Source organism: Labrys sp. ALF-8 (assembly GCF_059699065.1).
This window is the reverse complement of sequence record NZ_AP048541.1, coordinates 367438-393540: the sequence shown is the minus strand read 5'-3', so window position 1 is coordinate 393540 and position 26103 is coordinate 367438. Positions and strand designations below refer to the sequence as shown.

Annotated in this window: 22 protein-coding genes and 1 pseudogene; 14 read left to right on the top strand and 9 right to left on the bottom strand. The window is 61.8% G+C overall.

The features are described 5' to 3' along the window. Window positions 1-74: 74 nt before the first annotated feature. The 3 genes from AC6H34_RS32760 to AC6H34_RS32750 all read right to left on the bottom strand — a co-directional run bounded on the left by AC6H34_RS32760 (window position 75) and on the right by AC6H34_RS32750 (window position 3143). Window positions 75-1124, bottom strand: coding sequence for a ComEC/Rec2 family competence protein (locus AC6H34_RS32760; protein ID WP_497541849.1), 1050 nt, complete (start codon window positions 1122-1124; stop codon window positions 75-77). Window positions 1125-1336: 212 nt separating this feature from the next. Further along, window positions 1337-2611, bottom strand: a complete 1275-nt coding sequence (locus tag AC6H34_RS32755; RefSeq protein ID WP_497541848.1) for a S8 family serine peptidase — start codon at window positions 2609-2611, stop codon at window positions 1337-1339. Window positions 2612-2738: 127 nt separating this feature from the next. Continuing rightward, the gene (locus tag AC6H34_RS32750; RefSeq protein WP_497541847.1) at window positions 2739-3143 is read right to left on the bottom strand and encodes a hypothetical protein; all 405 of its coding nucleotides are present in this window, start codon (window positions 3141-3143) and stop codon (window positions 2739-2741) included. 805 nt (window positions 3144-3948) lie between these two features. Between AC6H34_RS32750 and AC6H34_RS32745 the strand changes: the two are divergent. Continuing rightward, a pseudogene (locus tag AC6H34_RS32745) lies at window positions 3949-4105 on the top strand (IS481 family transposase); the annotation flags it as partial. Here the strand turns inward: AC6H34_RS32745 and AC6H34_RS32740 are convergent. Further along, window positions 4102-5052: a sugar-binding transcriptional regulator gene (locus AC6H34_RS32740; RefSeq protein WP_497541846.1), complete on the bottom strand. Its 951-nt coding sequence runs from the start codon at window positions 5050-5052 to the stop codon at window positions 4102-4104. The pseudogene AC6H34_RS32745 and the gene AC6H34_RS32740 sit on opposite strands and share 4 nt — an antisense overlap. Before the next feature lie 199 nt (window positions 5053-5251). Here AC6H34_RS32740 and tkt point away from each other — a divergent pair, with 199 nt between their 5' ends. The 4 genes from tkt (at window position 5252) to AC6H34_RS32720 (ending at window position 11235) form a co-directional block, all read left to right on the top strand. Continuing rightward, window positions 5252-7225 (top strand): transketolase, encoded by a 1974-nt coding sequence (tkt, locus tag AC6H34_RS32735; protein ID WP_497541845.1) that lies wholly within the window; start codon window positions 5252-5254, stop codon window positions 7223-7225. A 212-nt stretch (window positions 7226-7437) separates the two neighbouring features. Further along, entirely contained in the window at window positions 7438-8586 is a 1149-nt protein-coding gene (locus AC6H34_RS32730) for a sugar ABC transporter substrate-binding protein (RefSeq protein ID WP_497541844.1), read from the top strand. Window positions 8587-8721: 135 nt separating this feature from the next. Continuing rightward, entirely contained in the window at window positions 8722-10173 is a 1452-nt protein-coding gene (locus AC6H34_RS32725) for a sugar ABC transporter ATP-binding protein (RefSeq protein WP_497541843.1), read from the top strand. A gap of 12 nt (window positions 10174-10185) precedes the next feature. Further along, a complete protein-coding gene (locus AC6H34_RS32720) occupies window positions 10186-11235 on the top strand; it encodes an ABC transporter permease (protein WP_497541842.1) in 1050 nt (349 codons plus the stop codon). A gap of 63 nt (window positions 11236-11298) precedes the next feature. On the opposite strand, the gene AC6H34_RS32715 is transcribed toward AC6H34_RS32720, so the two are convergent. Continuing rightward, entirely contained in the window at window positions 11299-13095 is a 1797-nt protein-coding gene (locus AC6H34_RS32715) for an NAD(P)-binding domain-containing protein (protein WP_497541841.1), read from the bottom strand. 176 nt (window positions 13096-13271) lie between these two features. Here AC6H34_RS32715 and AC6H34_RS32710 point away from each other — a divergent pair, with 176 nt between their 5' ends. From AC6H34_RS32710 to AC6H34_RS32670, 9 genes are all read left to right on the top strand, one after another. After that, window positions 13272-14369 carry a LacI family DNA-binding transcriptional regulator gene (locus AC6H34_RS32710; protein ID WP_497541840.1) on the top strand — a complete coding sequence of 366 codons (1098 nt, stop codon included), beginning with the start codon at window positions 13272-13274 and terminating at the stop codon, window positions 14367-14369. A gap of 86 nt (window positions 14370-14455) precedes the next feature. After that, window positions 14456-15805: an extracellular solute-binding protein gene (locus AC6H34_RS32705; RefSeq protein ID WP_497541839.1), complete on the top strand. Its 1350-nt coding sequence runs from the start codon at window positions 14456-14458 to the stop codon at window positions 15803-15805. Window positions 15806-15937: 132 nt separating this feature from the next. Beyond that, window positions 15938-16870: a carbohydrate ABC transporter permease gene (locus AC6H34_RS32700; RefSeq protein ID WP_497541838.1), complete on the top strand. Its 933-nt coding sequence runs from the start codon at window positions 15938-15940 to the stop codon at window positions 16868-16870. After that, entirely contained in the window at window positions 16863-17684 is an 822-nt protein-coding gene (locus AC6H34_RS32695) for a carbohydrate ABC transporter permease (protein WP_497541837.1), read from the top strand. Before AC6H34_RS32700 ends, AC6H34_RS32695 begins: the two co-directional genes overlap by 8 nt. Before the next feature lie 31 nt (window positions 17685-17715). Beyond that, the gene (locus AC6H34_RS32690) at window positions 17716-18486 is read left to right on the top strand and encodes an SDR family NAD(P)-dependent oxidoreductase (RefSeq protein WP_497541836.1); all 771 of its coding nucleotides are present in this window, start codon (window positions 17716-17718) and stop codon (window positions 18484-18486) included. 36 nt (window positions 18487-18522) lie between these two features. Then, window positions 18523-19416: a sugar phosphate isomerase/epimerase family protein gene (locus AC6H34_RS32685; RefSeq protein WP_497541835.1), complete on the top strand. Its 894-nt coding sequence runs from the start codon at window positions 18523-18525 to the stop codon at window positions 19414-19416. 23 nt (window positions 19417-19439) lie between these two features. Beyond that, the gene (locus AC6H34_RS32680) at window positions 19440-20507 is read left to right on the top strand and encodes an ABC transporter ATP-binding protein (protein ID WP_497541834.1); all 1068 of its coding nucleotides are present in this window, start codon (window positions 19440-19442) and stop codon (window positions 20505-20507) included. 28 nt (window positions 20508-20535) lie between these two features. After that, on the top strand, window positions 20536-21279 hold the full coding sequence (locus AC6H34_RS32675; RefSeq protein ID WP_497541833.1) for an SDR family oxidoreductase: 744 nt from the start codon (window positions 20536-20538) through the stop codon (window positions 21277-21279). Between the two features lie 60 nt (window positions 21280-21339). Beyond that, a complete protein-coding gene (locus AC6H34_RS32670; RefSeq protein ID WP_497541832.1) occupies window positions 21340-22110 on the top strand; it encodes an SDR family oxidoreductase in 771 nt (256 codons plus the stop codon). Window positions 22111-22150: 40 nt separating this feature from the next. Here the strand turns inward: AC6H34_RS32670 and AC6H34_RS32665 are convergent, their stop codons facing one another. The 4 genes from AC6H34_RS32665 to AC6H34_RS32650 all read right to left on the bottom strand — a co-directional run bounded on the left by AC6H34_RS32665 (window position 22151) and on the right by AC6H34_RS32650 (window position 26098). Further along, entirely contained in the window at window positions 22151-23185 is a 1035-nt protein-coding gene (locus tag AC6H34_RS32665) for an NAD(P)-dependent oxidoreductase (protein ID WP_497541831.1), read from the bottom strand. 25 nt (window positions 23186-23210) lie between these two features. Then, window positions 23211-24239, bottom strand: coding sequence for a Gfo/Idh/MocA family protein (locus AC6H34_RS32660; RefSeq protein ID WP_497541830.1), 1029 nt, complete (start codon window positions 24237-24239; stop codon window positions 23211-23213). Window positions 24240-24376: 137 nt separating this feature from the next. Next, window positions 24377-25072 (bottom strand): RraA family protein, encoded by a 696-nt coding sequence (locus AC6H34_RS32655; protein WP_497541829.1) that lies wholly within the window; start codon window positions 25070-25072, stop codon window positions 24377-24379. A gap of 45 nt (window positions 25073-25117) precedes the next feature. Next, window positions 25118-26098, bottom strand: coding sequence for an ABC transporter permease (locus tag AC6H34_RS32650; protein ID WP_497541828.1), 981 nt, complete (start codon window positions 26096-26098; stop codon window positions 25118-25120). Window positions 26099-26103: the final 5 nt, after the last annotated feature.

Below are 26103 nucleotides of genomic sequence, written 5' to 3'. Positions count from 1 at the left end.
AAAGGGAGGCCACGCTTCAACCAAAACAAGGGCACCCCTGCTGGGCGAGGTGGCTCTCCCATGGCGAGGTACTCTCAAAGACTAATCTCAACGCGCGGGATACCGACTGAAACACGAAAGGCCCGATCCAACCCTAGCTTCTCCAGCCTTGCTTGAATGCCAGGCATCGCATTCGTGAGGTGTATGGTAAACAAATCGGAACTGTCCCGCGATTTGACAAGCCATTCAAGTGTTTCCGGCGTCGGGTGATTGTTGGTCTTCCCATCCGCACTCACGATATAGTGGTTGGCTCGAATTCGTTTGAACATATCGGGTGAGCAATTCTTGCTGCTGCCGTGATGCGGCAACTTAAAAATGTCCACATGCATCGTACCTCCAGGCTGAAGCAGTTTGGCAAGCTCCAGCCCGGCAACAAGATGGTCCTCGCGAGTATCACCCGTCAGAAGCGCCGTTCGGCCTTCTCGATACAGGTGGAGCACAATGCTCGACAAGTTCTGGGGCGTCTGGGCATGATAGGCAGCCGCCGCGACTTTGATATCTTTTCTTGCCACGGCCTCCTGCCACTTGAGCGCAAGGCTCTTGAGAGCGTTGCAGCCGGGACAGATGACAGTGACATCGAGACCGTCAAGGCTGTTCACAGCACCTGCCTTGAGCACGCCGCCGAACGGAGCGTTGCCATCAAGTCCAAGCGCCGAGGCATATTTGCGGACGTCATCGCCCTGCGCATAGCTGGAGGCCAAGGCCTTTTCCGGCGCCTGCATGACCATCAGGTCGTTTATCGCCTGGGGCAGGCCCGGCACCTGCGCGGCAACCATGTCATCGAGGCTGTTGAACCATATCCTTCGCAGGTCGATGGGTAGTGCAAATTCCCCTTTCTTGGCCTGGTCGAGTTCCCGCAACAATCCGACGGCACCCGCGATATGATCATCGTCGACATGGCTGATGCAGAGTACATCAATGACGGGGGCGACCTTCGGGTGCGGTGCCAGCGCGATCAGGCGGGGCCTGAGGACGCCTTCATAGACCCCATCGGGGCCGCCATCGACGACCATCACGTGATCGGGATCCCAGCGCGCCAGAATGCAATCTCCGTGTGCCGCCGGCAGGAATTCGAGCACAAACATGGTGTCTCCGTAACCACGTCCACAATAGAATGCGGCTCGGCCGATCCTCTCGCCAAGCTCGAGGTCCCGAAATCATGGGTATTCCGCGATTCATGACGGCTCAGTCCCAAAAGTCAAAACGCAGTGATCGCGCATAATGCCAGCCGGAATCTCGCGTACTACTAAGCCGGCAAATTAAAGAAACCGGGGTCCTTCATCCTCCTTCACTTCGGTCATTCGCTCATTTTAGCCTCATCCAAGCTGTAGCAGCAGTTCCTAGACCGATTGCATCGCCCGCAACACGTCCACCAGGCCGTACCCCTGGAACAGGCGCTCGCACCCCAGATCGGTCGCGTCGAGCACAGAATCTCCTTGACCCGTTGCGGTCTTCCAATGAGTTCGCGATGACGCGCGATGAGCATGGCAGCGGCACCGCTCACATGCGCGGCGGCTTGGCACGTGCCATGCATGGCGGCGATCTTTCGGTTTGGAGCAGGGCCGTCGATGTCTTCCCCTGGAGCTATAAGGTCAGGCTTGAGGCGACCGTCGGCCGTTGGGCCGTGGCTCGAGAAATAGCTGACGCCATGGCGATGCGGATCGCTGCGATGCGTCGAGCCAACGGTCAGGACGTTGTCGGCATTGCCGGGGTCCGAGATGCTGACCGTGCGATAATCGGAACCCAATGTGGCAACATGCCCCGCGAAGCCAGTATTGCCGGCGGCCGTCACGACGATGACGCCGCTGCGAACCAATCGGTCGCATTCCATGCACACCGGTGTCCAGCCGCAGGAATGCGCCGCGACATCGTGGGGAACTGAAAGGCTGAGGTTTACGCCCGCAATCACGAGACGGCCGGCCTGCTCGTTGATGTGACGGATAGCCTGGAGCGCCATGACAATGGCGAATTCGTCGCCCGTACCGTCAGCGTCCAGGACCCGGAAATCGTAAAGGCGGATGGTTGGGCAGACTCCGCGAAAGTCGCGCTCCGGCCAGTGGCCGCCCAATATACCGGCAACATGTGTACCGTGTGCATTGGAGGGAATGGCATATAGCTGCCCGGGTGGGGCCTGTCCGGGTATGGGCGCTAAGTTTGGAAGTTGCATTTCGAGCCATGGGAGTGCGGGAATCCAATCGATCAGGCCGTTTTTCGTGGTGTCCGCCGACATGGTCGATCGGGCTCCGACCAGATTGAACGCCCGCAAGACACGTCCTGGGCCGGGCCATTGGCCGGGGGGCTTTTGGGTTGTGTCCCATTCACTGAAGGCCGGGTGCGCTGCGTCAATGCCGCTGTCGACAACCGCCCAACCGATATTGCTGCAATCGACGACGAAGACGGTTTCGGCGGCATCAGGCTTTATCGTCTGGCGTGATCGCGACACGGCCGGTCCGGAAACGCGATTGGTGATCACGGTGACCACCGGGTAGCGTCGCCGCCGCTCTATGACCGTCTTGCCAGGAAGCGGGGGCAACTGCGTCATTTGAGGCTCAAGCTGAGCTTGCTGCAGCATTCCGATTGACTCGACAATTGCCTCCGGCGTCCATGTGGGCAACGCTGCACCGGGGTCTGCCTGGACAGCGGCGAGCAATCTCACGAGCCAGATTGCGTGTTGCTGCTGCTCGTCGGATCTTGCTTCGTCATCGGGGTAGGCTGCCGACGGTCTCCACGGACCCTGCCTGAATGAGTTGCTGCCATTGATGTGCCGGCAGGCGTTGCATACGGCTCAGGACGCTGTAGAGATTTGTCAGCGGTAGAACGACCCTGACAAGGTCGTCGAGTGCCAGCTCTGCGGCGACGAAGCTCCCGGCTGCGATAGGCGTGGCCGATGCGAGCAGACCCCAACGATCGAAATAACCCAGAACGCGGCGAACCCCATGTTCCTCATTGATCGAAAGGATCACGTCGAGACGTTTTGCCGGCCCGAACTTAGGAAGATTTGCAAAGCCCTGCCATGTATCGAACCGCACCGGACAATCGATTGCCCACGGCACCGGCGCCCGTCCGTCACCGTAAAATAATGCGGCGAGTTGGTCACGATCCATGCCGCCAAGCTCCCCGCGAAGTAAACCTCGAAAGCGCTTCTATCCGCGACCTATCTTGCAGCCATTGTTTACCCGCATAACGAAACAACCACCACTATAATACCATACCCGTCATTAAGCTATAGTGCTCGGATCTCGACATCGGTTGGGGCCGTATAGAAGAACCCAAGCAAATCATGTCACATTCCTCCGGAGTAGATCACGGCTTCCACGGCTTACAGGAGTCTCACCAGATGCGAATGAACGCCGGCAGCCAGGGTCGCGTGGGGAAGGGGCGAACTGTGATATGGAGGCTGAAGACCTGAAGATCCGGGGGAGGGATGGTGGGTCCTAGCGCCTGTACCAGGCCGCGAAGGGGTGCCGAACGACGGACCAACGCATGCGCCAGCGTTAGTGGCCGAACGCTCATCCGCAACATGGTCGCAAGCCCGCGGGACCAGGTAAACGCGATGCTTCGGCGTCCGATCACGCTTCTCACCGGCGACCACGGCGTCAGGAGAAGGGCAAGCGAGGGCCCGGTGGGGTGGACCGGCGAATTTTCGGCTGCCGCGGTGCTTTTGCAGGCGTTCACCCCTGGAAGGCGACAATGTCCGATAATGCAAGATTATCGGACATTGTGGAGTGCCGACAGCCGCGGCGGTTTTTCTGCCTAAGGGCGGAAGAAAGCGCCGCACTCAATTAAGCTGAAAATGCTTCCCGCGTCCGTCCACTCTATCATCGACCACCCGTTTATGTCCTGAGACAGCCATTCACAAGGTTAAGAAGTCATCGCGCAGCAACGGAACGCCAGCTTCGCAACGAGGCGCATTTCGCCGACTTCGTCGCCGCCTACAATTACGGGCCGGAGCCTGCAGACCCTCGGAGGGCTCATGCCCTACGAGTTCATCTGCAAGTGCTGGACTTCACAGCAGGAAAGATTCACCCTCGACCCAATCCATCAAATGCCGGGACCGAATACTTAGCCCTGCCACGAAATCAGGGCATCTGCGGTGGCCCGGTCGGTCGCAAGGTGATTGAGCAGCCTGCCTCGGATAGCCGCTGCGATGGCAGCTACCTTCTCCAGTCCGAAAGCGACCCCGAACTTGACCGGAACGGCGGAGAGTTGGTCGAGATTGATCGACAGGGTGCGCCCGTCAAGATCGGAGCGCAGCATCGCGCCGTTGGCATCATAGAATCGTGCGCAGATGGAACCGACTGCACCGCGCGCAACCATGGCTTCCAGATGCGCATGGTCGAACAGCCCGTGCTGGAAGGTTGAGGTACCTGGCGCCATGGCTCCGATGCCGAAGGCCGCCACCGAGAGTCGACCGATCAGCGAATAAGCATCGGCGGCGGCGCTCGTGGACTTGAGCGCGTCGGCCGTTCCAGAGGATTCGACAACAGCCGGTACCGGCAGAAGCCAGGCGCGGCCACCGAGCTTGGTCGCGAGCGTGCGGCAGATCTCGCTTGTCTGTGACGAGGATTCAGCGCGGCCGATACCCCCGATCAGCGTGACGATGTCGACATCCGGGGTTCCCGAATTACGCATCTCCGCGACGACGCCCGCCAGCGTACGACCGTTGGACACACCGATGACGGCACCGCGGGCAAGGAATTCCTGCAGCTTTCGCGCCGCCGCGCCCGAAAGCAGTCGCTCGGTGGCTGCGGTGGAGGCGGCCATCTGCACCACGCAGGCGGAGGCGAGGCCAAAGCGGCGGACCAACTCGGCCTCGACCGCAAAGTCGCGATAGGCGCTCGAGGCAACGCGCATCTCTACGAAGCCAAGTACCAGCGCCTGCTTGAGATGGCGGCTGACGGTGGCGATCGAGATCTCAAGGCGCCCGGCGATGTCCGCCTGGGCTAGGCCATCTTCATAGTGGAGGCGGGCAATATGAAGGATGCGTTCAAGGTCGCGGGTAGGGCGGGGCATGGATGCTCGTCAGATTGGCGCCGGCCGGCCCTTATGGCGGTCAGCACGAGGATTCTACAATTGTAAATGCAATAATTTGCATTTACAATTGTAGTTGCAAACGAGAGCGCCTGACGATAGCTCTATCCACATCACTAAACGCCTGGGGATCCGCTGCTTGAACGCCCCTCTTGCCTCCATCGATTCTCGAGCCGCCGACATGGCAAAGGCGCTCCGCTTCCTGGCCGCAGATGCCGTGGAAAAGGCCGGATCCGGCCATCCCGGCATGCCGCTGGGCATGGCGGACCTCGCAACGGTGCTCTTTTCCCGACATCTCAAGTACGACGCCGCTGCTCCCGCCTGGCCAGACAGGGACCGCTTCGTGCTCTCGAACGGGCACGGCTCGATGCTGCTCTACGGCCTCCTGCATCTCACGGGCTATGAAGGCGCCACGCTGGAGGAGTTGAAGCGCTTCCGCCAGGCCCATTCCCGGGCTGCCGGCCATCCGGAATACGGCTATCTGCCTGGTATCGAAATGACCACCGGCCCGCTTGGCCAGGGCATTGCCACAAGCGTCGGCATGGCGCTCGCCGAACGAATGCTGGCGGGGGAATTCGGCCCGGATCTGGTCGATCACCGGACCTTCGTTTTCTGCGGCGATGGCTGTCTGATGGAAGGGGTGAGCCAGGAGGCGATATCGCTGGCGGGCCATCTGAAGCTCGCCAAGCTGACCGTTGTGTTCGACGACAATGGCACCACAATTGACGGTCCCGCCTCGCTGGCAACCTCGGACAACCAATGCAAGCGCTTCGAGGCCTCGAACTGGGCGACGATTACCGTCGACGGGCACGATCTCGACGAGATTGATCGCGCCTTCTCGTTCGCCCGCACTTCCGACCGTCCGACCCTGATTGCCGCGCGTACCACCATCGGCTTCGGCGCGCCCACCAAGCAGGGCAAATCCGTCGCGCACGGTTCACCGCTTGGTGCGGACGAACTCGCGGCGATGCGGAAGAGACTGAACTGGCCCCATCCCGCCTTCGAGGTGCCGGCCGAGATCGCCCTGGCCTGGCGCCAGGCGGGACGCCGCAGCACCGACAAGCGCGAGGCCTGGGCGGGCAGGCTTGCCGCGGCTCGCACGGAACAGCGATCCGAATTCGAGCGTCGCTTTGCCGGCGAACTGCCAAAAGGGCTGGAGATAGAGGTCAAGCGCGTCGTCGACGAATTCGCCATGGCGGCTGAGGCGCTGCCGATCCGTCAGGCCAGCCAGAAAGCCGTCGGCGCGATTGCGCGGGTTGTTCCCGAGATCATTGGCGGCTCGGCGGATCTGACAGGTAGCGTGTTGTCGAGACCCACTGAGCTTGCGCCGCTGGATCTTGCTTCGTTCAAGGGGAGGCATATCCCGTTCGGCATACGTGAGCATGGCATGGCCGCCGCTTTGAACGGGCTTGCACTCCATGGCGGGTTTGTTCCCTTCGGTGGAACCTATCTCACCTTCAGCGACTATTGCAGGCCTGCGATGCGACTTGCGGCATTGATGGGCATCAAGACGATCTTCCTGTTCACGCATGACTCGATCAGCGTGGGAGAGGACGGCCCGACCCACCAGCCGATCGAACAGCTCTCGTCGCTCCGTGCCATGCCGGGGCTTCGAGTCTACCGGCCCGCTGACGCCGTGGAAGCGCTGGAGTGCTGGTACGACGTACTGGCACGCAGTGGTCCCGCCACGATGATCGCCGGACGCCTCAAGGCAGCGGCCGTCAGGACAGTCGTGCGGGAAGACATGCCGTCTCGCCGGGGCGGCTATGTGCTTGCCGAGGCGGATGGCGCGCGCGACGTCACGCTGCTGGCGACTGGCTCTGAGGTGGAACTCGCACTGGCAACGAAGGCTCTGCTGGCCGTGCAAGGGATTCGTGCCGGCGTGGTCTCGCTGCCCTGCCTCGAGGTGTTCGACCTGCAATCGCAGGACTACCGCGACGCAGTTCTCGGTTCGGTGCCCCGCTACGTCGTCGAGGCCGGGTCGCCCCACGGCTGGCACCGCTACATCAACGGCAAAGGCCGGGTCTTCGGTGTCGACCGCTTTGGCTTCTCCGCGCCAGGTCCGGATGTCTACGCCGAGTTCGGGCTTACACCGGGCCATATTGCCGAGGCGATTGCGAGAGAGGTTTCCGCCCCCCCAGCCGCGAGGGACTGAGGCAGTCGCGGCATGACCGAAGTGGTGACACGCGACAGATATGTCGGCGTGTTGCAAAACTACGCATTCTGGAATCTATCGAAAACCTTCTGGATCAAAAACGTGTATTTTATTTCGTTTCACCTGTTCAAATTTTATTGACATACAAATTTCAGGTAGCAAAACTACCAATGGACGTTTGGTCCATATAAGAAAATTCCTGGGAGGCTCGTATGACGATCAAGGCGACACGCCTTGCGGCGGCCGTGGCCGCATTTGCAACCGCTATCGGCCCGGCTCTTGCCGAAGACAAGCCGATCGACATCACCATCGGCTGGGCGCCGCCGGACGTTTCCGGCGTGTTCAAGACTGCCACCAATTTCTTCGAGGAATCGGCCAAGCAGGCGAGCCAAAATGGCTTCAACGTCAAGGTCGTGACGACCCAGGCCCAGAGCCACGACATCGCCCAGCAGGCCAATGCGATCGAGGATCTCATCCAGCAGAAGGTCGACGTCATCGCAACCTCGCCGGCCGATGTGAACGCCATCCGTCCGGCGCTCAAGCACGCGGCCGAGGCGGGCATCCCGGTCATCGTCGTGAACCTCCTCGAGCCGATCAAGGACGTGAAGGTCGCGAGCTATATCGGCTTCGACAATACCATGGCCGGCGAGGTCAGCGCCTATGCGGTCGCCGATTACTTCAGCGATAACGGCGTCCTTGCGGGCAAGGCCGAAGTCAAGCCGGAAACCTATCTCGATCTGCAGTACTGGAAGGATGCCGCGGCTAAGATGACGCCGGAGCAGAGGGCGGCGGTCAAGGCCAAGGGCGTGATCATCGAGGGTGTCGCCGGCAATTTCTACTCGGTTACCCGTCTCAAGGGCTTCAAGGAAGTGATCTCGCAATTCCCCAACATCCAGATCGTTGGCAACAGCTGCGCAGCGGATTGGAAGCGCGAGCTCGGCACGACCTGCGCCGAGGACTTCCTGCAGGCCAATCCGGATATCGACTTCATCTGGGCCGCCTCCAACGAGATGGGCCTTGGTGCAATGCTTGCTGCGCGCAATGCCGGCCGGCTCGAAACGGCCGATGACGGACCGAAGACGGCCGACGGCAAGGTCGCCATCTTCATGAACGATGTCACACCCGAATCCGTCGACCGTATCGCGGAAGGGCGCATCATCGCCGAGACCACGCACGGCTTTGCCGATTGGGGTTGGTATGGCGGCAAGGTCGCGGTGGAGCTCGCCTGCAAGCTCGATGTGCCGCAAACATTCGACATCCGTCCGCGCACCGTAGACAAGGCCAATGCGCGCCTGTTCTATCCGCATCCAAAACTTGAGGAAATCGACTGGAAGGCGATCCGGGCGAACTGCAAGAAGTGACGATTTCATGCCCCGCCGCTTTCAGGCGGCGGGGTGTCGATTCCCGCAACCGGCTGAGAGTGCGCGCGGATGGAAAGCATTGCTCAAGAGCAAGTCCAGGCGTCGGTAGGCGCGAAGGCCCTGCTCGAAATGCGCATGATCGGCAAACGCTTCCCCGGCATCGTGGCGCTGCAATCGGTCTCCTTCAGCGTGAAGGCTGGCGAGATTCATGCCTTGATGGGTGAGAATGGGGCGGGCAAATCAACCCTTATGAAGATCATCGCCGGCGAGATCCAACCGAGCTCCGGTGAAATCGTCGTGGATGCCGCTACCCTGCCGCACCTGACCCCGGAACTCGCTACCGAACACGGCATTGGTCTCGTGCATCAGGAGCTCAGCCTGGTTCCTGCGCTGAGCGTCACCGAGAATATCTTTCTCGGGCGGCTTCCACGCAACGGCTATGGGTCGATCGATTGGGCGACCGCTCATGAGCGAGCGCGCAAGATCCTCGAACGCCTCGGCGTCGCCCTCAATCCGCGCATCGAGGTGCGGCGCCTCGAGGTCGCCGAGCAGCAACTCGTCGAAATCGCCCGCATCCTCGAGCGCGATCCGCTCATCGTCCTGTTCGACGAACCTACCTCGGCCCTCTCCGAGGGCGAGAAGAAGCGACTCTTCCAGATCATCCGGCGCCTGCGAGAACATGGGCGCGCCATCATCTACATCTCGCACTACCTCTCCGAGATCATGGAGATCGCCGACAACATCACGGTGCTGCGGGATGGCAATGTCGCCGCGACCCTGCCGGTCGGCGAGGCGAGCGAGGCCCGTATCATCGACCTGATGGTCGGCCACAAGCTGGCCGAGCAGTTCCCGAAGATCGAGGTGCAGCCGGGCAAGGCGGCGCTAAAGGTCGAGGATCTTGCGGCAGGCCGCTCTTTGAAGGGCATATCCTTTGAAGCCCGCTACGGCGAGATCCTGGGCTTCTATGGCCTGATGGGTGCCGGCCAGGCCGAAATCGCCGGCGCGCTGTTCGGTCTGACGCGGGCGACGCGGGGCGATATCCAGGTCGACGACAAGCGCCTGCAAAATCACGATGCCGCCGATGCCATTGCCGCCGGTATGGGATTGCTCTCGCGCGACCGCCGCCAGAGCCTGGTGCCGATGCTCACTGTCGCGCCCAATGTGAGCCTCGCCTGGATGTCTCAACGCGCCAGTCTGTCGCCGCTCGAACGTTCGCGCGAGCAAGGCGAGACGGCACGCTACATCAGGGATTTGCGTGTCCGTCCGCCCTCCCTCAAGCACAAGCTGCTCAACTACAGCGGCGGCAACCAGCAGAAGGTCGTGTTGGCGCGTTGGATGTCCAGCGGTTCGCGCGTGCTGATCTTCGACGAGCCCACCCGCGGCATCGACGTCGGCGCCAAGGCGGAGGTCTTCGCCATCATGACGCGCCTTGCCAGCGAGGGTGCCGCCGTCCTGATGATTTCTTCCGAGATCAACGAACTGATCGGCATGGCCGATCGCGTGCTGGTGCTGCGCGGCGGAGTGGTCAGCAAGGAACTGCCTCGTGCGGAGCTCTCGCAGCAATCCCTTCTCCTCAGCGCCAATTGACGGAAAACGGCCATGCCCCAGGATCAGACCACCACCGTTGAGGCCCTCGCTACCGCTAGCCGGCGCCCCGGCGCCGGCATCCAGGAGATCCTGTTCAAGGCCGGGCCATTCATCGCGCTGCTGGCCCTCATGGCCTACCTGTCGGTGGCGACTCCGAAATTCCTCAGCCTCGACAATTTCGCCAATGTCGGCCGGCAGACGGCGCCGCTCGCCATCCTGGCCATCGGGCAGACTTTCGTGATCCTCACCGGCGGCATCGACCTTTCAGTGGCTGCCGTCGCGGCCTTTTCCTCCGCGGTGTCGGCGGTGCTACTCACCATGCCGTTGACCGTGTTCGGCATCGAGTTCGGCTTTGTTCCGGTGCCGCTATGCATACTGATCGGCCTGGGGACCGGTCTGCTGGCCGGACTTCTCAATGGCTGGATCATCTCGACTTTCAAGATCCCCGATTTCATCGCAACGCTCGGCACCATGCAGGTCTTTCGCGGCGTCGCGTTGCTCACCACCACCGGCCAGTCGGTGCCGGGGCCAGACGCCGAGCGGGAATTTCCCGATGGCCTCGTCTGGGCGGGTTCCGGACATGTGCTGGGCATTCCCGTGAGCGTCTATCTGGCCGCCGCCTGCGCCGCCGCCGCTTGGTACGTCCTCAAATATACCACGCTCGGCCGGGCGGTTTTCGCGGTCGGGGGCAATCGAGAGGCGGCCCGCGTCTGCGGCATCAGCATCGGCCGGACGAAACTCTACGTCTACGCCATCTCCGGCCTGCTCGCCGCGATCGCCGGACTGATCCTGGTGGGGCGCCTGAGTTCGGCCAACGCCCTGCTCGGGGAGGGCATGGAACTTCATGCCATCGCCTCGGTCGTGATCGGCGGCACCAACCTGTTCGGCGGCGAGGGTGGCATCATCGGCTCGATCGTCGGCGCCGTCCTGATCGGCGTGCTCGGCAATGGCCTGAACCTGCTTGGGGTCAGCCCCTTCTATCAGCGGATCGCCCAAGGCCTCGTCGTGGTGCTGGTGGTCATCTTCGACCAATGGCGCCGGCGCAGCGCGGCGCGAGTCTAAAGCGTATCGTCATTTCGGCCGAAGCGCCGGAATGACGATCGCTTGGCTATGGGACGCCATCGTTCAACCCAGATGATACACTTCCGGGATTCCGAAGACAGGCGTGGCGATGCCTTCCATGCGCGCCTTTAACTGCAGCGCCAGATATAGCGAGTAATGGCGGGATTGATGAAGGTTGCCGCCATGGAACCAGAGCGCTTCCTGGCGGGTCGGTTTCCACATATTGCGTGGCTCGCCTTCCCAAGGCCCGGGATCCTTGGTCGTGCCCGAGCCGAGCCCCCACACTTTGCCGACCTTGTCGGCGACGCTCTGGGAGATCAGCCTTGCCGCCCAGCCATTCATCGAGCCATAGCCGGTCGCATAGACGATGAGGTCGGCGGGGAGTTTCTCGCCGGTGCTCAGGAGGACGCCATCCGACGTGATTTCGGCGATATCGACCCCGCTCCGGAGCTGGATGTCTCCATTGGCGATGAGTTCGGACGCGCCGACATCGATGTAGTAACCCGAACCGCGTCGCATATATTTGAGAAAGAGCCCGGACTCATCATCGCCGAAATCGAGCAGGAAGCCTGCTTTTTCCAGACGCGTGAGCAGATCGCCATCGGCCGCGCGGATTGCGGCCGTCACGGGTTTGAGGATCTCGGGCATCAATTTGTAGGGCACCGAGGCGTTTAGAAGATCGGCCTTCTCGGTACTGATGCCGCGATCGAGCGCATCCTCGGAATTGAGGCGGCTGGTGCCGAACTTGAACAAGGCCTCCGACGACGCGATATGGGTCGAGGTGCGCTGGAGCATGGTGACGTTCGCACCCTTCTCCCAGAGGTCGGCGCAGATGTCATGGGCGGAATTGTTCGAGCCGACGACCACGCAGCGCTTGCCGCTATAGGCCTCGCTGCTCTTGTATCGACTCGAATGGCATTGTTCGCCCGCGAACCCCTCCATTCCCTCGAAGCGGGGCTCGTTGGGAATGCCGGACATGCCCGTGGCCAGGATCAGGTGCCGGGGCCTCAGCGTGACGGGCTTGCCCTCGCGCTCCACCTCCACATGCCATTCGCCGCTTTCGGGCTCGAATGAGGCCTGCCGGCAGACCGTCGACGTCCAGACATTCAATTCCATGATCTTGGCGTAGGCCTCGAGCCAGTCGGCCATCTTGTCCTTTGGAGTGTAGACAGGCCAATCGTCCGGGAACGGCAGGTAGGGCATGTGGTCGTACCAGACGGGATCGTGCAGGCAGAGTGACTTATACCGCTTGCGCCATGAATCGCCGGGCCTTTCATGTGCTTCGACCAACAGAGTGGGAACGCCAAGACGCTTCAGGCGCGCACCCAAGGCGAGTCCGCCTTGCCCGGCACCGACAATCAAGCAATAGGGCTGGCGAGCGCTGCCCAGCGCCTCCTCGTCGTGCTGCTTGCGCTCCAGCCAGGTCTGGCGGTCGCGATGGACGCCATGCTGGGCTCCCAGGTCCCGCCGGCGCCCCTTCTTCTCCTCGAAGCCCTTCAGCTCCTCCATCGAAGTGAGCAGTGTCCAACAAAGGTCACCCCTGAGGCGAACATGCCCAATGCCTCGGCTTCGATCGGTCTCGAAGCTGAAGAAGCCTTCATTGACGCCCTCGTTTTCAAGCACGTTGTCATGCAATACGAAGTTGCTGGGCCGGGTGCGCTGCAGGGTCGCCTGAATCATCCCTCCGATTTCTCGCTTGCCCTCGGCGGTATGGAGATTCCAGGTAAAGGCGAGCAGATCGCGCCAATAGCAATCCGCGTCGAACAAGGAGAGCATTCCCGGCTCGTTGCCGGTCGCTGCAGCCTCTGCGAAGCGCTCAAGCCACGCCGAAAGACGGCGAGCGGCATCTGCATCACTCATGACATTTCCATCCCTTTTGTCCGACCCGATTTGAAATCCGGGTTCGGCGCGCGACGTTGAGGAGCGCTCGCATACTAAAACGATTTAATTCGATGTTGACAAGAGCGTTCCTTTAGTGAATCGTTTTATTAAATCGTTTAAGTAATGGCATGCAGGGAGGGGAGATTCCGAAACAAATGCGCAATCCTAAACGCGTGTCAATCCGGAACGTGGCGGCCAAGGCGGGCGTATCGCCAGCCACTGTGTCGAACGTGCTCAACGGTCGACAGGGTGCCGCTGCGCCTGAGGTCGCCGCGCGTGTGCAGGCCATAGCGCACGAGTTGGGCTATGAAGTGGACCGCGTCGCATCGCAACTGCGGACGGGGAGGGCGCGGGTCGTCACCGTGCTGGTTCCCAGCCTGGACAACCCCTATTTCAGCGCCATCATCGCGGGCCTGGAACGCCGTGTCCAGGACGAGGGCTACGACATCATCGTGGCGAGTTCCAACGAAAACGAGGCCGTCGAGCGATCGCGCCTTGCCGCTCTGCTTTCCTGGCGACCTTCGGGCGTCGTCATCATTCCAAATGACGATCGTTTCACGACACGCACGCTGCTCGACGATATCGGCGTGCCCTATGTCGTCGTCGACCGCATCACCGAGGACTTCGTGGGCGACACGATCGGGAGCGACAACCGCGCCGCCGGGCGGCAGGCCGCCGAGCATCTCCTGGAATACGGACATAGCAATGCGCTGGTCGTTGCCACCACGACGCGCATCGCCAATATCCGCGAGCGCTGCGAGGGCATCGCCCAGGTCTTCCAGGAGGCTGGCCTGTCTTCACCACCGATCCTTGAAGTGGGCCAGACCTTTGAAACCGTCGCCGACGGCCTGCAAGATTGGTTCGCGGTAAATGAGCGGCCCACCGCTGTCATCGCTCTCACCAATTTCGGCACCCTCGGCGTTCTCGCCGACATGGCTCAGCGCAATATCCGAATTCCCGAGGACATCTCGCTGGTGGGCTTCGACGACTACGCCTGGATGCGTGCGGCGGCCCCACCGATCACCGCTGTCCGGCAGGCAGTCGAGCAGATCGCGGAGGAGGCATGGGCAACCATCCGCAGCAAGATCGATGATCCGGCTGTACCCCCCCGCCACGTCCGACTGCCCTGCGAACTGATCCTGAGAAGCTCGACGCGTCGGATCGGTCTGCCGATCCGACGCGTCCCTGCCGGTGCGGAGCCGGCCAAAATCGGCACGCGACAAAAATCCGCGGCCAAACACCAAAAAACCTAGCTCGCCGGCCTTTCCAGCCTGTCGAGACGGCTCGCCGAAACCGGCCTTGGCGCGCCCATAAGAACGGCCGGATTGGAGGATGAACAATGAAACCAGCCGCATTCAAGCAAATCATGATCGGGACGGCGTCTGCACTCGCCTGTCTCATTGGCATGACCGCTCATGCCCAGGACGTCGACTGGAAGGGCAAACTCGCCGACCAGACGGGCAAGACGCTGAAGCTGATCAGCATCAGCGATCCCTTCATCGAAGCCATCAAGAATACCAAAGACGACTTCACCAAGTTGACCGGCGCCAAGGTTGAAGTCGACGGCAATGGCTATGACGCCCTGCACGATAAGGAACTTCTCAACTGTTCGCAGAACGACAGCAGCTATGACGTGCTTCTTATCGACGGCATCTGGATTGGCGAATTCGTCGAGGCCGGCTGCATCGACGCGCTCGACGATCGCATCGCCAAGGAAGATCCCAGCGTGATCGCTTGGGACGACTACACACCCTCGGGCGCGGGTCAGGCAACGTGGGAAAACAAGAAATACTGTCTGCCGGTCGCGATCTACTACGAGCTGATGTACTATCGTACGGACCTGTTCGACAAGGCCAAGATGCAGCCACCAAAGACCTTTGACGAACTGCAGAAGGCTGCCAAGTTTTTCACCAACAACCCGGACTTCCCCGGCATCTACGGCTACGCGATGAACAACCAGCGCGGCGCCGCTGCAGGCCAGCAATATTTCGAGTGGATTTTCAACGCCGGCGGCTCGCCGTGGAAGAGCAATGTCATCGGCGCGGCCGATCCCTATGCCGACATGACGCCGACCCTCAACTCACCCGAGTCCCTCGATCTCGTGCAATTCTTCAAGGACATGGTGAAGTTCGGGCCTCCCGGCGTGGAAAGCTATGCCTGGGATGAGCGCGCCAGCGCCTTTGCCAGCGGCAAGCTCGCGATGATGAACGACTGGTCGGTGCGTGCGCAGATCGCCAACGACCCCAAGACCAGTCAGATCGCCGGCAAATTCGGCAGTGTCCTGATGCCCTCCAAGGCAGGCAAGCCTGTTCCCCCGGTCGGTGGCTGGGTGATGTGCCTCAATGCCCACGGCACGCAGAAGGACGCGGCATGGGACTTCATGAAATGGTATGCGAGCCCTGGCGAGCATAAGCGCTACGCCCTGGCCGGCGGCACACCGAGCCGCCTGAGCACAATCAACGATGCCGAGGTCCAGGCCAAGTATCCCTGGACCAAGACAATCGCCGAAGCCCAGAAGACGGCCTGGACCGAGGTACGCCCGCGTATTCCCGCAACCTTCCAATTGATCGACACCATCGGCGTGAACGTCAACAAGGCGATCATCGGCGAGATGTCTGTGAAGGATGCCATGGACGATGCCAATGCCAAGGCAACGCAACTCCTGAAGTCCTCGGGCGCGCTCAAGTAAGCCTGGCGAACCAGACGCTCGCTTTCACTGCGAAAAGGCGCCCCTCCCGCCGTGCCGGAGGAGAGGGGCGCCCAGACCCAGCGGCTTGTCGCCGCTGGAACCTGCTGGTCACGAACCCAGAGGCGGACATCCATGCAGACCGCGGCCATTGTTTCCACCGAAGACGCGCCCCGACGTCGACTTTCGTTCCTGCGCAACGATCGCCTGCAACAGACGGTGTTCATCCTTCCGACCTGTCTTTTCCTGCTGTTCCTGACCATCTATCCCTTCATCTATTCGGTCTATCTCAGCCTGCACCAAGTGAAGCTGACCACCCTGCAGCGCGCCGTTTTCACGGGCTTCGACAATTATCTCTTCCTGCTTCACGACGGGCTATTCCTGCGAGCCCTGCTCAACACGGCAATCCTGGGCGTGGCCTCGATCTCGCTGGAGATCATCATCGGCTTTACCGCTGCGAAGGTCTTCTACGAGCTCTCGCATCTGCGCTGGGTCGGGGCTCTGCGCTCACTCTACCTGATGCCGATGATGGTGACGCCGCTGATCGTCGGCATGATCTTCGCCTATCTGTTCAACCCTACGCTGGGCGTGGTGAACTACGTCATCCAACTGGTAGGGCTGACGCCGGTCTCCTGGTTCGGCGAGCCCGTCACGGCCATGGTTTCCATGGTCCTGATCAATGTGTGGCAGTGGTCACCCTTCATGATGCTGCTGTGCCTGGCGGCGTTGACCTCCATCCGCACGGACCTCTATGAAGCCGCCCGCGTCGACGGCGCCCGCTGGCATCACATCCTCTGGTCGCTCGAAGTTCCCTCGATCCTCAACGTCGTGCTGCTCGGTGTTATCCTGCGCATCATCGACATGTTGCGCTTTTTCGACGTCATCTATGTCACCACACGCGGCGGGCCGGGCGATGCCACCATGGTTGTGACGCTCTACGCCTATCAGCAGGACTTCCAGTATTTCCAGATTGGCATCGGCTCCGCAGCGGCGGTTCTCATCCTCATTATCAGCATTATCATCACGACATTTGCGGTCCGCCTGCTGAGGAGCGTGGAAAATGCATAGCATTCGCGGCAAGGATTTCGGTCTCGTGATCGCAGCGCTCGCCTTTACGGCCTTCGCCGTCGGACCGCTGCTGTGGATCGGCCTCAGTTCATTCAAGAGCACCAGCGACATCATCGCCATTCCGCCGGTGTGGATCCCCGACTTTACCTACCTCGACAACTACGCCCATATCTTCGCCGACTACTGGCCCTTCATCGTGAACTCGATCGTGGTGACGCTTGGTGCCACCGCTCTCGCCTTGCTTTTCGCCATTCCCACGGCCTTCGGCCTGGTGAATTTCCAGATGCGCTCCTCCAATGCGATCGCGGACTGGATCCTTTCGACGCGCATGATGCCGCCGATCGCCGCCGCCGTGCCGCTGTTCGTGATCTTCCGCGGACTGGGCCTGCTCGACAGCGTATGGGCGCTGATCATTGCCTATGCCGGCTTCAACCTGCCATTCGCAGTCTGGGTTTCAATGTCGTTTCTGCGCAGAGTACCGCGTGAGGTAATCGAGGCGGCAAGATTGGAAGGGTGCAGCTGGACCCAGGTGCTCACGCGTGTCGCCCTGCCGATGAGCCTGAGTGGCGTCATGACCGTCGCGACCTTCGTCTTCATCTTCTGCTGGAACGAGTTCCTGCTTTCGCTCTTCCTGACGACCCGCTCGGCCCGCACCCTTCCGGTTGTGATCTCGTCCTTTATCGGTACGGGCAAGGTCTATTGGGACCTGATCGCCGCCGCGTCGATCATACAATGCGTTCCCCCTGTGATCTTCACCCTCTTCATGCAGCGTCACATCGTGTCGGGAATGACGATGGGCGCTGTCAAGGACTGACCCCAGAAATTCGATCATGGAGAAATGCGATATGTCCGAGTTAGCCCAGCGTGGCAAGAACCGTGCAGCCGTCGTGACGGGCGCAAGCCGCGGAATAGGGCGCGCGATCGTCAAGAGGCTGGCGGCCGAGGGATATCACGTCGTTGCGAACGACATTGCACGCCAGCACGCGCTGATGGAGACGCTCCGCGAGGAAGTGCAGGTCGCGGGCGGACGGTGCGATGTCGTCTATGCCGATGTCAGCAATCCCGATGATGTCGCCTCGCTTGCCGAACGTGCATTCGCCGCCTGCGGCACCATCGATGTCCTGGTCAACAATGCCGGTGTCCTGTCCGTCCACAAGGTCGAAGATATCGAGCCCGATGAGTGGGACCGCATGTATGACGTCAACACCAAGGGAACCTTTATGGTGACGAAGGCGCTGCTCGGACATTTTCGGGAGCGCAAGTCCGGCCGTATCATCAACATAGCCTCCATCGGCGGCAAGCGCGGCGGCGTGGGTCAGGCCCACTATTGTTCGTCCAAGGCCGCGGTAATCAGCTTCACCCACATCCTTGCCATGGAGGTCGGCCTCGACGGCATAACCGTCAATGCCGTCTGCCCGGGGATCATCGACACTGACATGGGCCGCAACAACTACCGGGACGAGGAATCCCTTCGGAAGGTCATCGAGAAGACCACGCTTGGCCGCCTCGGCTACCCAGAGGATGTCGTCGGCTCGGTCGCGTTCTTCGCGTCCGACGATGCGTCATTCATCACCGGGCAGTCTCTCAATGTCTGTGGCGGCATCATCTTCCACTGAAGCCAATCAATCCCTGCTTATAGAAAGATCACGATCGTGAACAACAAACTGGGACTTCACGCCTTTGTCTGGACACCGGGCTGGAGCCACGAGCAATGCGCCCGGGCTATCGGGAAGACGGCCGAACTCGGCTACGATCTCGTCGAAGCACCCGCGCTGGATCCGAGCGTATTCGATGTCGATTTCACCCGGCGAGAGCTCGAGAAGGCTAATGTCGGCATCACCTTCTCCCTCGGTCTGGACGCCGCGACCGATATTTCGAACGGTGACGCCGACATGGCCAAGCTGGGAGAAAAGCGCCTTCTCGACATCGTCTCCGTCGCCCGCGACCTGAAGGGGACGCATATCTGCGGGATTATCTACTCCGCATTCCAGAAATACGCGGTACCGCCGACCAAGGACGGCGTGGCCCGCGCCGTCGAGGTCCTCCAGCGCGTTGCCGAGCATGCGGCCAAGAGCAACATCACGCTGGGGCTGGAGGTCGTCAACCGCTATGAGAGCAACGTGCTCAACACGGCCGCTCAGGCCGTCGAGATGTGCAAGCGCATTGGCGCCCCGAACGTGAAGGTGCATCTCGACTGCTACCACATGAACATCGAGGAAGCCGACGTCGCCACAGCCATCATCGAGACGGGACCCCTGCTGGGTTATTTCCACACCGGCGATTCCAATCGCGGCTATCTCGGCACCGGATCGATCGACTTCAAGATGATCTTCCGAGCTCTCGCCAAGGCCAACTACCAGGGTCCGATCACCTTCGAATCCTTCTCCTCCCGTGTCGTCGGCCAGCCGCTCGAAGGTATTCTCGGCATCTGGCGCGACCTTTGGGATGACGGCGACGATCTGGCCGCCCACGCCAAGATTTTTACGCAGGCCCATCTCAAGGCCGCCCATGAAACCGAAAAGCGCGGCCGCAGCGGTCTCGTCTAGGCGCAGGGCATCAGGAGGCGACCATGGGAAGCATTCAGTTCGACCGCGTCAGCAAGAAGTACGGATCCCACCGGGTCATCTCCGATGTCAGCCTGGAGGTAAAGGATGGCGAGTTCGTGGTATTCGTCGGCCCGTCCGGATGCGGAAAGTCGTCGCTGCTCCGGCTTATCACTGGTCTGGAGCAGCTTTCGGACGGACGGGTGCTAATCGACGGCAAGGACGTCTCCAAGCTTGCGCCGGCAGATCGTCGTATCGCCATGGTCTTCCAGTCCTACGCGCTCTACCCGCATATGAGCGTGCGCGACAATATTGCCTTCGGCCTCAAGATCGCGGGCACGCCCAGGCAGGAGATCGCCAGTAAGGTCGCGGAGGCCTCGCGCATCCTGGCCCTCGACGATTATCTCGACCGCAAGCCCAGGCAGCTTTCGGGCGGCCAGCGCCAGCGTGTGGCGATCGGACGGGCCATCGTGCGTTCGCCTACCGCCTTCCTGTTCGACGAGCCCCTCTCCAACCTCGATGCGGCCTTGCGTGTCCAGATGCGTATCGAGTTGATCCGGCTCCACCGGACGCTGGGCACGACGATGATCTACGTCACCCATGATCAGGTCGAAGCCATGACGATGGCCGACCGCATCGTCGTGCTGCGGGCCGGGAATGTAGAGCAGTACAGTTCCCCGCTCGAACTTTACGACCGGCCTGCCAATCTCTTCGTAGCGGGCTTCATCGGATCACCCAAGATGAACTTCCTGGCGACGACGCCGAGCGCGGATAAGCAACTAGAGCTCCCGAATGGCTCGAAAGTCGCGCTGCCCGATGAAAATGCCCGTCGACTGCACCAGAAGATGACATTCGGCATCCGCCCGGAACATGTCCTCTATTCGCCCAGTGACGGGCTCTGGGAAGGCACGATCTCGCTGGAGGAACAACTCGGCAGTGATGCCCTGCTCTATGTCGACGTGCCGTCCCTCGGCACCGTTACCGTCCGCGCGGTAGGAGAAAGGCGCTTCAAGACGGGCGACAGGATATTCCTCACGCCAGATGCCGCTCGCGTCCATCTTTTCGATGCCCAGGGTACAGCGATCGCCGCTTGAAACGAACACAGGATGGAAGGGAAAAGGCATGTCCTATTCGGGCAGGGATTTTTTCGCCGGCAAGACTGCACTGGTTACCGGGGCTGGCAAGGGGATTGGCCGCGCAACCGCGCGCATGCTCGCTAAGCATGGCGTGTCAGTAACGGCACTTAGCCGCTCCGCCGACGATCTGGCCTCGCTCAAGACTGAGATCGGCGGGCATTCGATCGTAGTTGACCTCGAAGATCTCGAGAAGACGAGGGAGGCGGTGCGGGCGGCGATGCCGGTCGACCTCCTCGTCAACTGCGCTGCAATCGGCACTCTCGAACCCTTCATCGAAGCGACTATGGAGATCACGCAGCGTGTCCTGACTGTCAATACGCTTGCACCGATGGTGGTGGCGCAGGAATACGCGCGAGATCGGGTCGCCCGTGGACTCCCCGGGTCGATCGTCAACGTCTCCAGCGACGCCGCCTTCCTCGGTCTCAAGGACCATGCCGCCTACTGCGCCTCCAAGGGGGCGCTGGATGCGCTTACGCGCGTGATGGCAACCGAGCTTGGCAAGCATGGCATTCGCGCCAACTGCATCAATCCCGGCGTGACACTGACCGACATGGGACTGATGACGTGGAGCGACCCCGTTCGCGCCGCCCCGCGCATCGCCCGCCTGCCGCTCGGCCGCTTCCTCGAACCGGATGAGGTGGCGCGAGCCATTCTCTTCATGCTGTCGAGCGACTCCAGCATGATCACGGGTGTCTCCCTTCTGGTCGACTCCGGCTTCAGCGTGACTTGATCCCCCTCCGTCATCGACCCGTTCGAAGACAAATCAGATTGCAAAACTGGGAGTTTCGGCATGTATCTCGATCAATATCGGCTGGATGGCCGGATCGCCGTGGTGACGGGCGGTGCGCGCGGAATAGGCTTGTGCATTGCGGATGCCCTGGCAGAGGCGGGTGCACATGTCGTCCTGGCTGATCGCGTGCCCGAAGCCCTGGAGGAGGGCAGGAGCAGCCTTGCGCGGAAGGGCTATGATGTCGAAGTTGCGGTGATGGACGTCACCGATCCGACGATGGTCGACAATGTTGTGCAGGACATTGCCTCCCGTCACGGCCGCATCGACATTCTCGTCGCCAACGCTGGAATCGGCCGCCCGCCCACACCGGCCGAAGACGTCAGCAACGAGGATTGGCTGGCCGTGAATGACGTCAATCTCAACGGCGTGTTCTGGTGTGCCCGAGCGGTAGGGCGCAAGATGCTGGCGCAGGGTAGGGGCGCCATCGTGACGGTCGGCTCGATGTCCGGGACCATCGTCAACAGGCCGCAGGGACAGGCGCACTACAATGCCTCGAAGGCCGCGGTCCATCATTTGACTAAATCCCTGGCCTGCGAATGGGCGGACAAGGGCATCCGGGTCAATTCCGTGGCGCCCACCTATATCGAGACGCCCCTGACGGCACATGCCTACGCCTCCGGCCTTGCCCAGCAATGGCTGGACGGCACGCCCATGAAGCGCATGGGCAAGCCCGAGGAGGTCGCCTCGGTCGTCCATTTTCTCGCCAGCGATGCCGCGAGCCTGATGACGGGCTCGATCGTGGCCGTGGATGCCGGCTTCACCTCCTGGTGATCTGTCGCGTGCCCCTGGCTTGCGAGCTGATCGCTTGCAGTCAGCCCTCCCCGTGCCGCCAGTCGGCGACGCGGGGATGCTCAAGTGCAGCCGGATTGACGATAAACTTCGGGAGTTCGCCCCGCAGGGCAGCGATGATCCCGTTGATGCCGCTGCGGGCGACGCCGTCGACGAAGCTGTCCGTCCAGCACAGCGAGTGGGGAGTGGCGATCACGCTGTCCATCGAGAGCAGCGGATTGGCGGGATCGGGCGGCTCGCTCTCGAAGACGTCCAGACCCGCCCCGGCGATGGCCTGCGCCTCCAGCGCCGGGATCAGGGCGTTTTCATCGATGATCGGCCCCCGCGCAACATTGACCAGGAAGGCGGTGGGCTTCATCAGCGCGATGCGGTCGGCGTTGATGAGATGATGCGTGCTCGCGTCGAGATAGCAGGCGAGCACCACGAAATCCGACTCCTTCAACAGGGTCTCCAGAGGCAGCAGCTCGATGCCCGTCCCAGCGAGGCCCTCGGGCTTGAGGTAGGGGTCGCTGGCGACGATGCGCATGCCGAAGGGCTCGATCAGGCGCGCCAGCTCGCGGCCGATGCCGCCAAGCCCGATAATGCCGAGGACGCGGCCGGGCAGGCCGACTCCCGGATAATCGCCTCGTTCGATCCAGCGCCCTTCCCTGAGGAGGCGAGCCTTGAGCGGCAGGCGCAGGCTGAGGGCGAGGATGAAACCGAGGGCGGACGTCGCTACGCCGTTGCGGACGGCCTCGGGCGAGTTGGTCAGCAGGATGCCTCGGCTGGACAGCGCGTTGGTATCGACGGCGTCGAACCCTACGCCGTTGCGGGCGATCAGGCGCAGGCGCCCCGTATCGGCCTCTAGATTCGCCTTGGTCACGCGCGATCCACCGATGAACAAGGCATCGAACGAAGAGATGGCCTCCTCGCTCAGCATCCCCTTGTCCGGAGGAAGGATGGTCCAGGAATAGCCTGCCTGCTCGAGCAGATCGAAGGCGGAGCGGCCGAACATCGGCTCGCCCTTTGCCCCGAACAGGTCAGCGGTGACGCCAATTCTCATTTGCGTACTGGACATGCGAGCACCTCCTGAAGCGCGCGATCTAGACCAGTGGAGCCAGGGCGCGCATTTCGCGGGCCGATTGGTAGGCGCCAAACACCAGGCCATATGTCTTGAGGCTGTCCTGGCCGGAGGTCTCGGGCTCGATGCCCGCCCTGAACGAGCGCACCCAATGCTCCTGTGTCCTGAGCACGCTCTCCTGCGTGCCGTGCCAGGGCGGCGTAGACCAGGACAGCAGGGCCGGGGATACGTCGAAGGACTGCGCCTCGTCTTCGGAGAAGACGCTCATCCGATAGCTGGGCTCCAGTCTCAGGCTGCCTTTCGTGCCTTCGATCTGCAGGGTCAGTTCAGGAAAGGGGTCGGGGTACAGGGGGCTGGCATAGCTGCATTCGACCACGCTGGTGGCGCCACCTTCGTGATGGAGCATCATGGTCGCCTGGTCCTCGCCACGGATTCCCACCTTGACGCTACGGCTCTGGCAGTAGACCCGATCGGCATCGCCGAGCAGGAAGCGCGCCACGTCCAGCATATGAACGCCGAGATCGAGGATGGCGAAGTGCTCCTCGAACGCGAGATAGGGTTGGTTGGCGTAGATGTCATGCCCGGTACGAAAGGAGATCCGCGCCCAGTTCAACGAGCCGAGCTTCCCAGCGTCGATGACGTCGCGCGCCCGTCGAACCGGCGTGAGGAAGCGAGTGTTCTCATGCACCATCAGCGGCAGGCCCGCCGCCTTGCAGCGCTCGACGATCGCCACGCACTCCGCCCAGCTCGGCGCCAGGGGCTTTTGCACGATCACGGGGGTGCCATGGCGGACTGCAAGGTCCACCAGGAAGGCATGGGACGTCATGGTGGTCGCGATATCCACGAAGTCGAGCTTCTCGGCAGCCAGCATGGCGGACGCATCGGTGTACGCGCTCGCCCCGTACTTCGTCGCGGCCGCCTCGGCCTTGCTGCTGTCGAGGTCGCAGACGGCAGCAAGGACGACATCCTTCATGCCGGCCCACGCCGCCAAGTGGTTTTGCGCAAAGAAGCCGCAGCCGATAACGCCGACACGAAATACGGGTTCTGTCACGATTGGTCTCCGACGAGGCTGAAACGTACTTTGCTTTGGAGTGCTCTACGCTCGAACCGAGCCGCCCAGAATCGCAAAATGCCATTGAAAGCAATGTGTTGCGCTGGAAGATCTCTTCGGCTTGAACGCGTTTTGCTTCAGTGGATCTCGCCCGAACGTTTCAGCGCTTCGCGCATCTTCGCGCTGGTGAAGCTCGGAGCTCGTGCCATGTCGAGGATGACCCTCTCGCGGCGGGACACCAGTTCGATGGCCTCCGGCAGCCTGGTCACGGCGTCGGCCGGAATGACGACGGCGCCATGGAAGTCGGCATGGATCACATCGTCGTGGCAGGCCACCATGCCGAAGATGTTCACGTCGCAGTTCATCTGGACCATGTGCACGTGGGCGTGACTGGGGCCGATGCGTCCGCCGATGATCTGGAAGCCCGGCGCAAGCATGTCGAGGTCGCGGAACGAGCCGTTGGTGACGCAGCCGGAGACACCGAGGCCGGCGTGCACGGTGGTCTGCACCTCGCCCCAGAAGGCGCCGTAACCCGGTCTGTCATCGATGTCCTGGATCACGGCAATCGTCGGCAGGTCGGAGGCGGCGACATAGTCGTACCAATCCTCACGCGCCGGGATTCCGGCGCGGGGAGGCTCCTTGGCGCGAATCAGGCCGGTCCGCGCAAGGCCGACGATGGGGGGAAACTTGCGGTCCACCGCCACCATGGGCTCCACGGTGAAGCCGACGGCTCGACGCTCGGGAACCACCAGCTCGAGCCCGTTGCAGATGGTGGGCGTATCCCACTGTTTCAGGATTTCGAGATCGGCGGCGGTGAAGGGACGTTCAGTCATCGATGTATTCCTGTCTTGGTGCTGAAAAGGAGAGAGGGAAGGTGGTCAATCGGGCTCGATGCGGATCTTCCGTTGTTCGAGCCGTTCGGTGATGGCCGTGCGCCGCCCGTCGACCCAGGCTGCCACGAAGATGATCAGGGCATTGACGAGCGGGTAGAGGTAGGGATCGGCATTGAGCATCACCAGCCCGTTTTCCGTGGTCTGCACCAACACGGCGCCGAAGATGCTCCCGAAAACGCCACCACGGCCACCGAACAGGCTGGTGCCGCCGAGAACCGCGGCGGCGATGACCGGGAATTCCTTCTGGTAGCCGAAGGTCGCCGAGGCAGCACCAACCTGCGACACCGAGATCAGCGCGCCGATCGCCGCGCATACGCCGCTGATGCAGAAGACCGAGAACACGATCGAACGCACCCGGATGCCGGCCTTCGCCGCAGCGTCTGGATCGGCGCCCACCGCATAGATCTGGCGGCCATAGGGCGTCTGCGTGAGCACGACCCAGGCGATGATCGCGACGATGAGGAGAATCCATATTGCCCAGGGCACTCCGAGCGCAGAGGAACGGCCGAGGGTCTGGACGGTATCGCTTTGGAAGATCATCCGCGTCTCTGACAGATAGAGCGCGAGGCCGCGACCGATGAAAAGCGTGGCGAGCGTCACCACGAAGGAGGCGATGCGCAGATAGGTCGTGAACCAGGCGTTGACGGCGCCGAAGACCAGTCCGACGAGCAGGATGGCAGGTATCGAGACGGCCAGCGGAAGATCGCTGAAATAGAGCCCCATCACCACGGCCACCAGATACATGATGGAGCCGACCGAGAGATCGACGCCGCGCACGAGCAGCACGAAAGTCATGCCGATCGCCATCACGGCGACATGGGTGGCCTGGGTGACGATGTTGCGGAAATTGGCAAGCGAGAGGAAGCGGTCAGACAGAAGGCCGAAGGTAATGAACAAGGCCGCGAAGAGCAGCAGCGGCGCATATTGCAGGATGATGAGGAGGAGGCGGCGGCGATCGAACGGCATCTTCT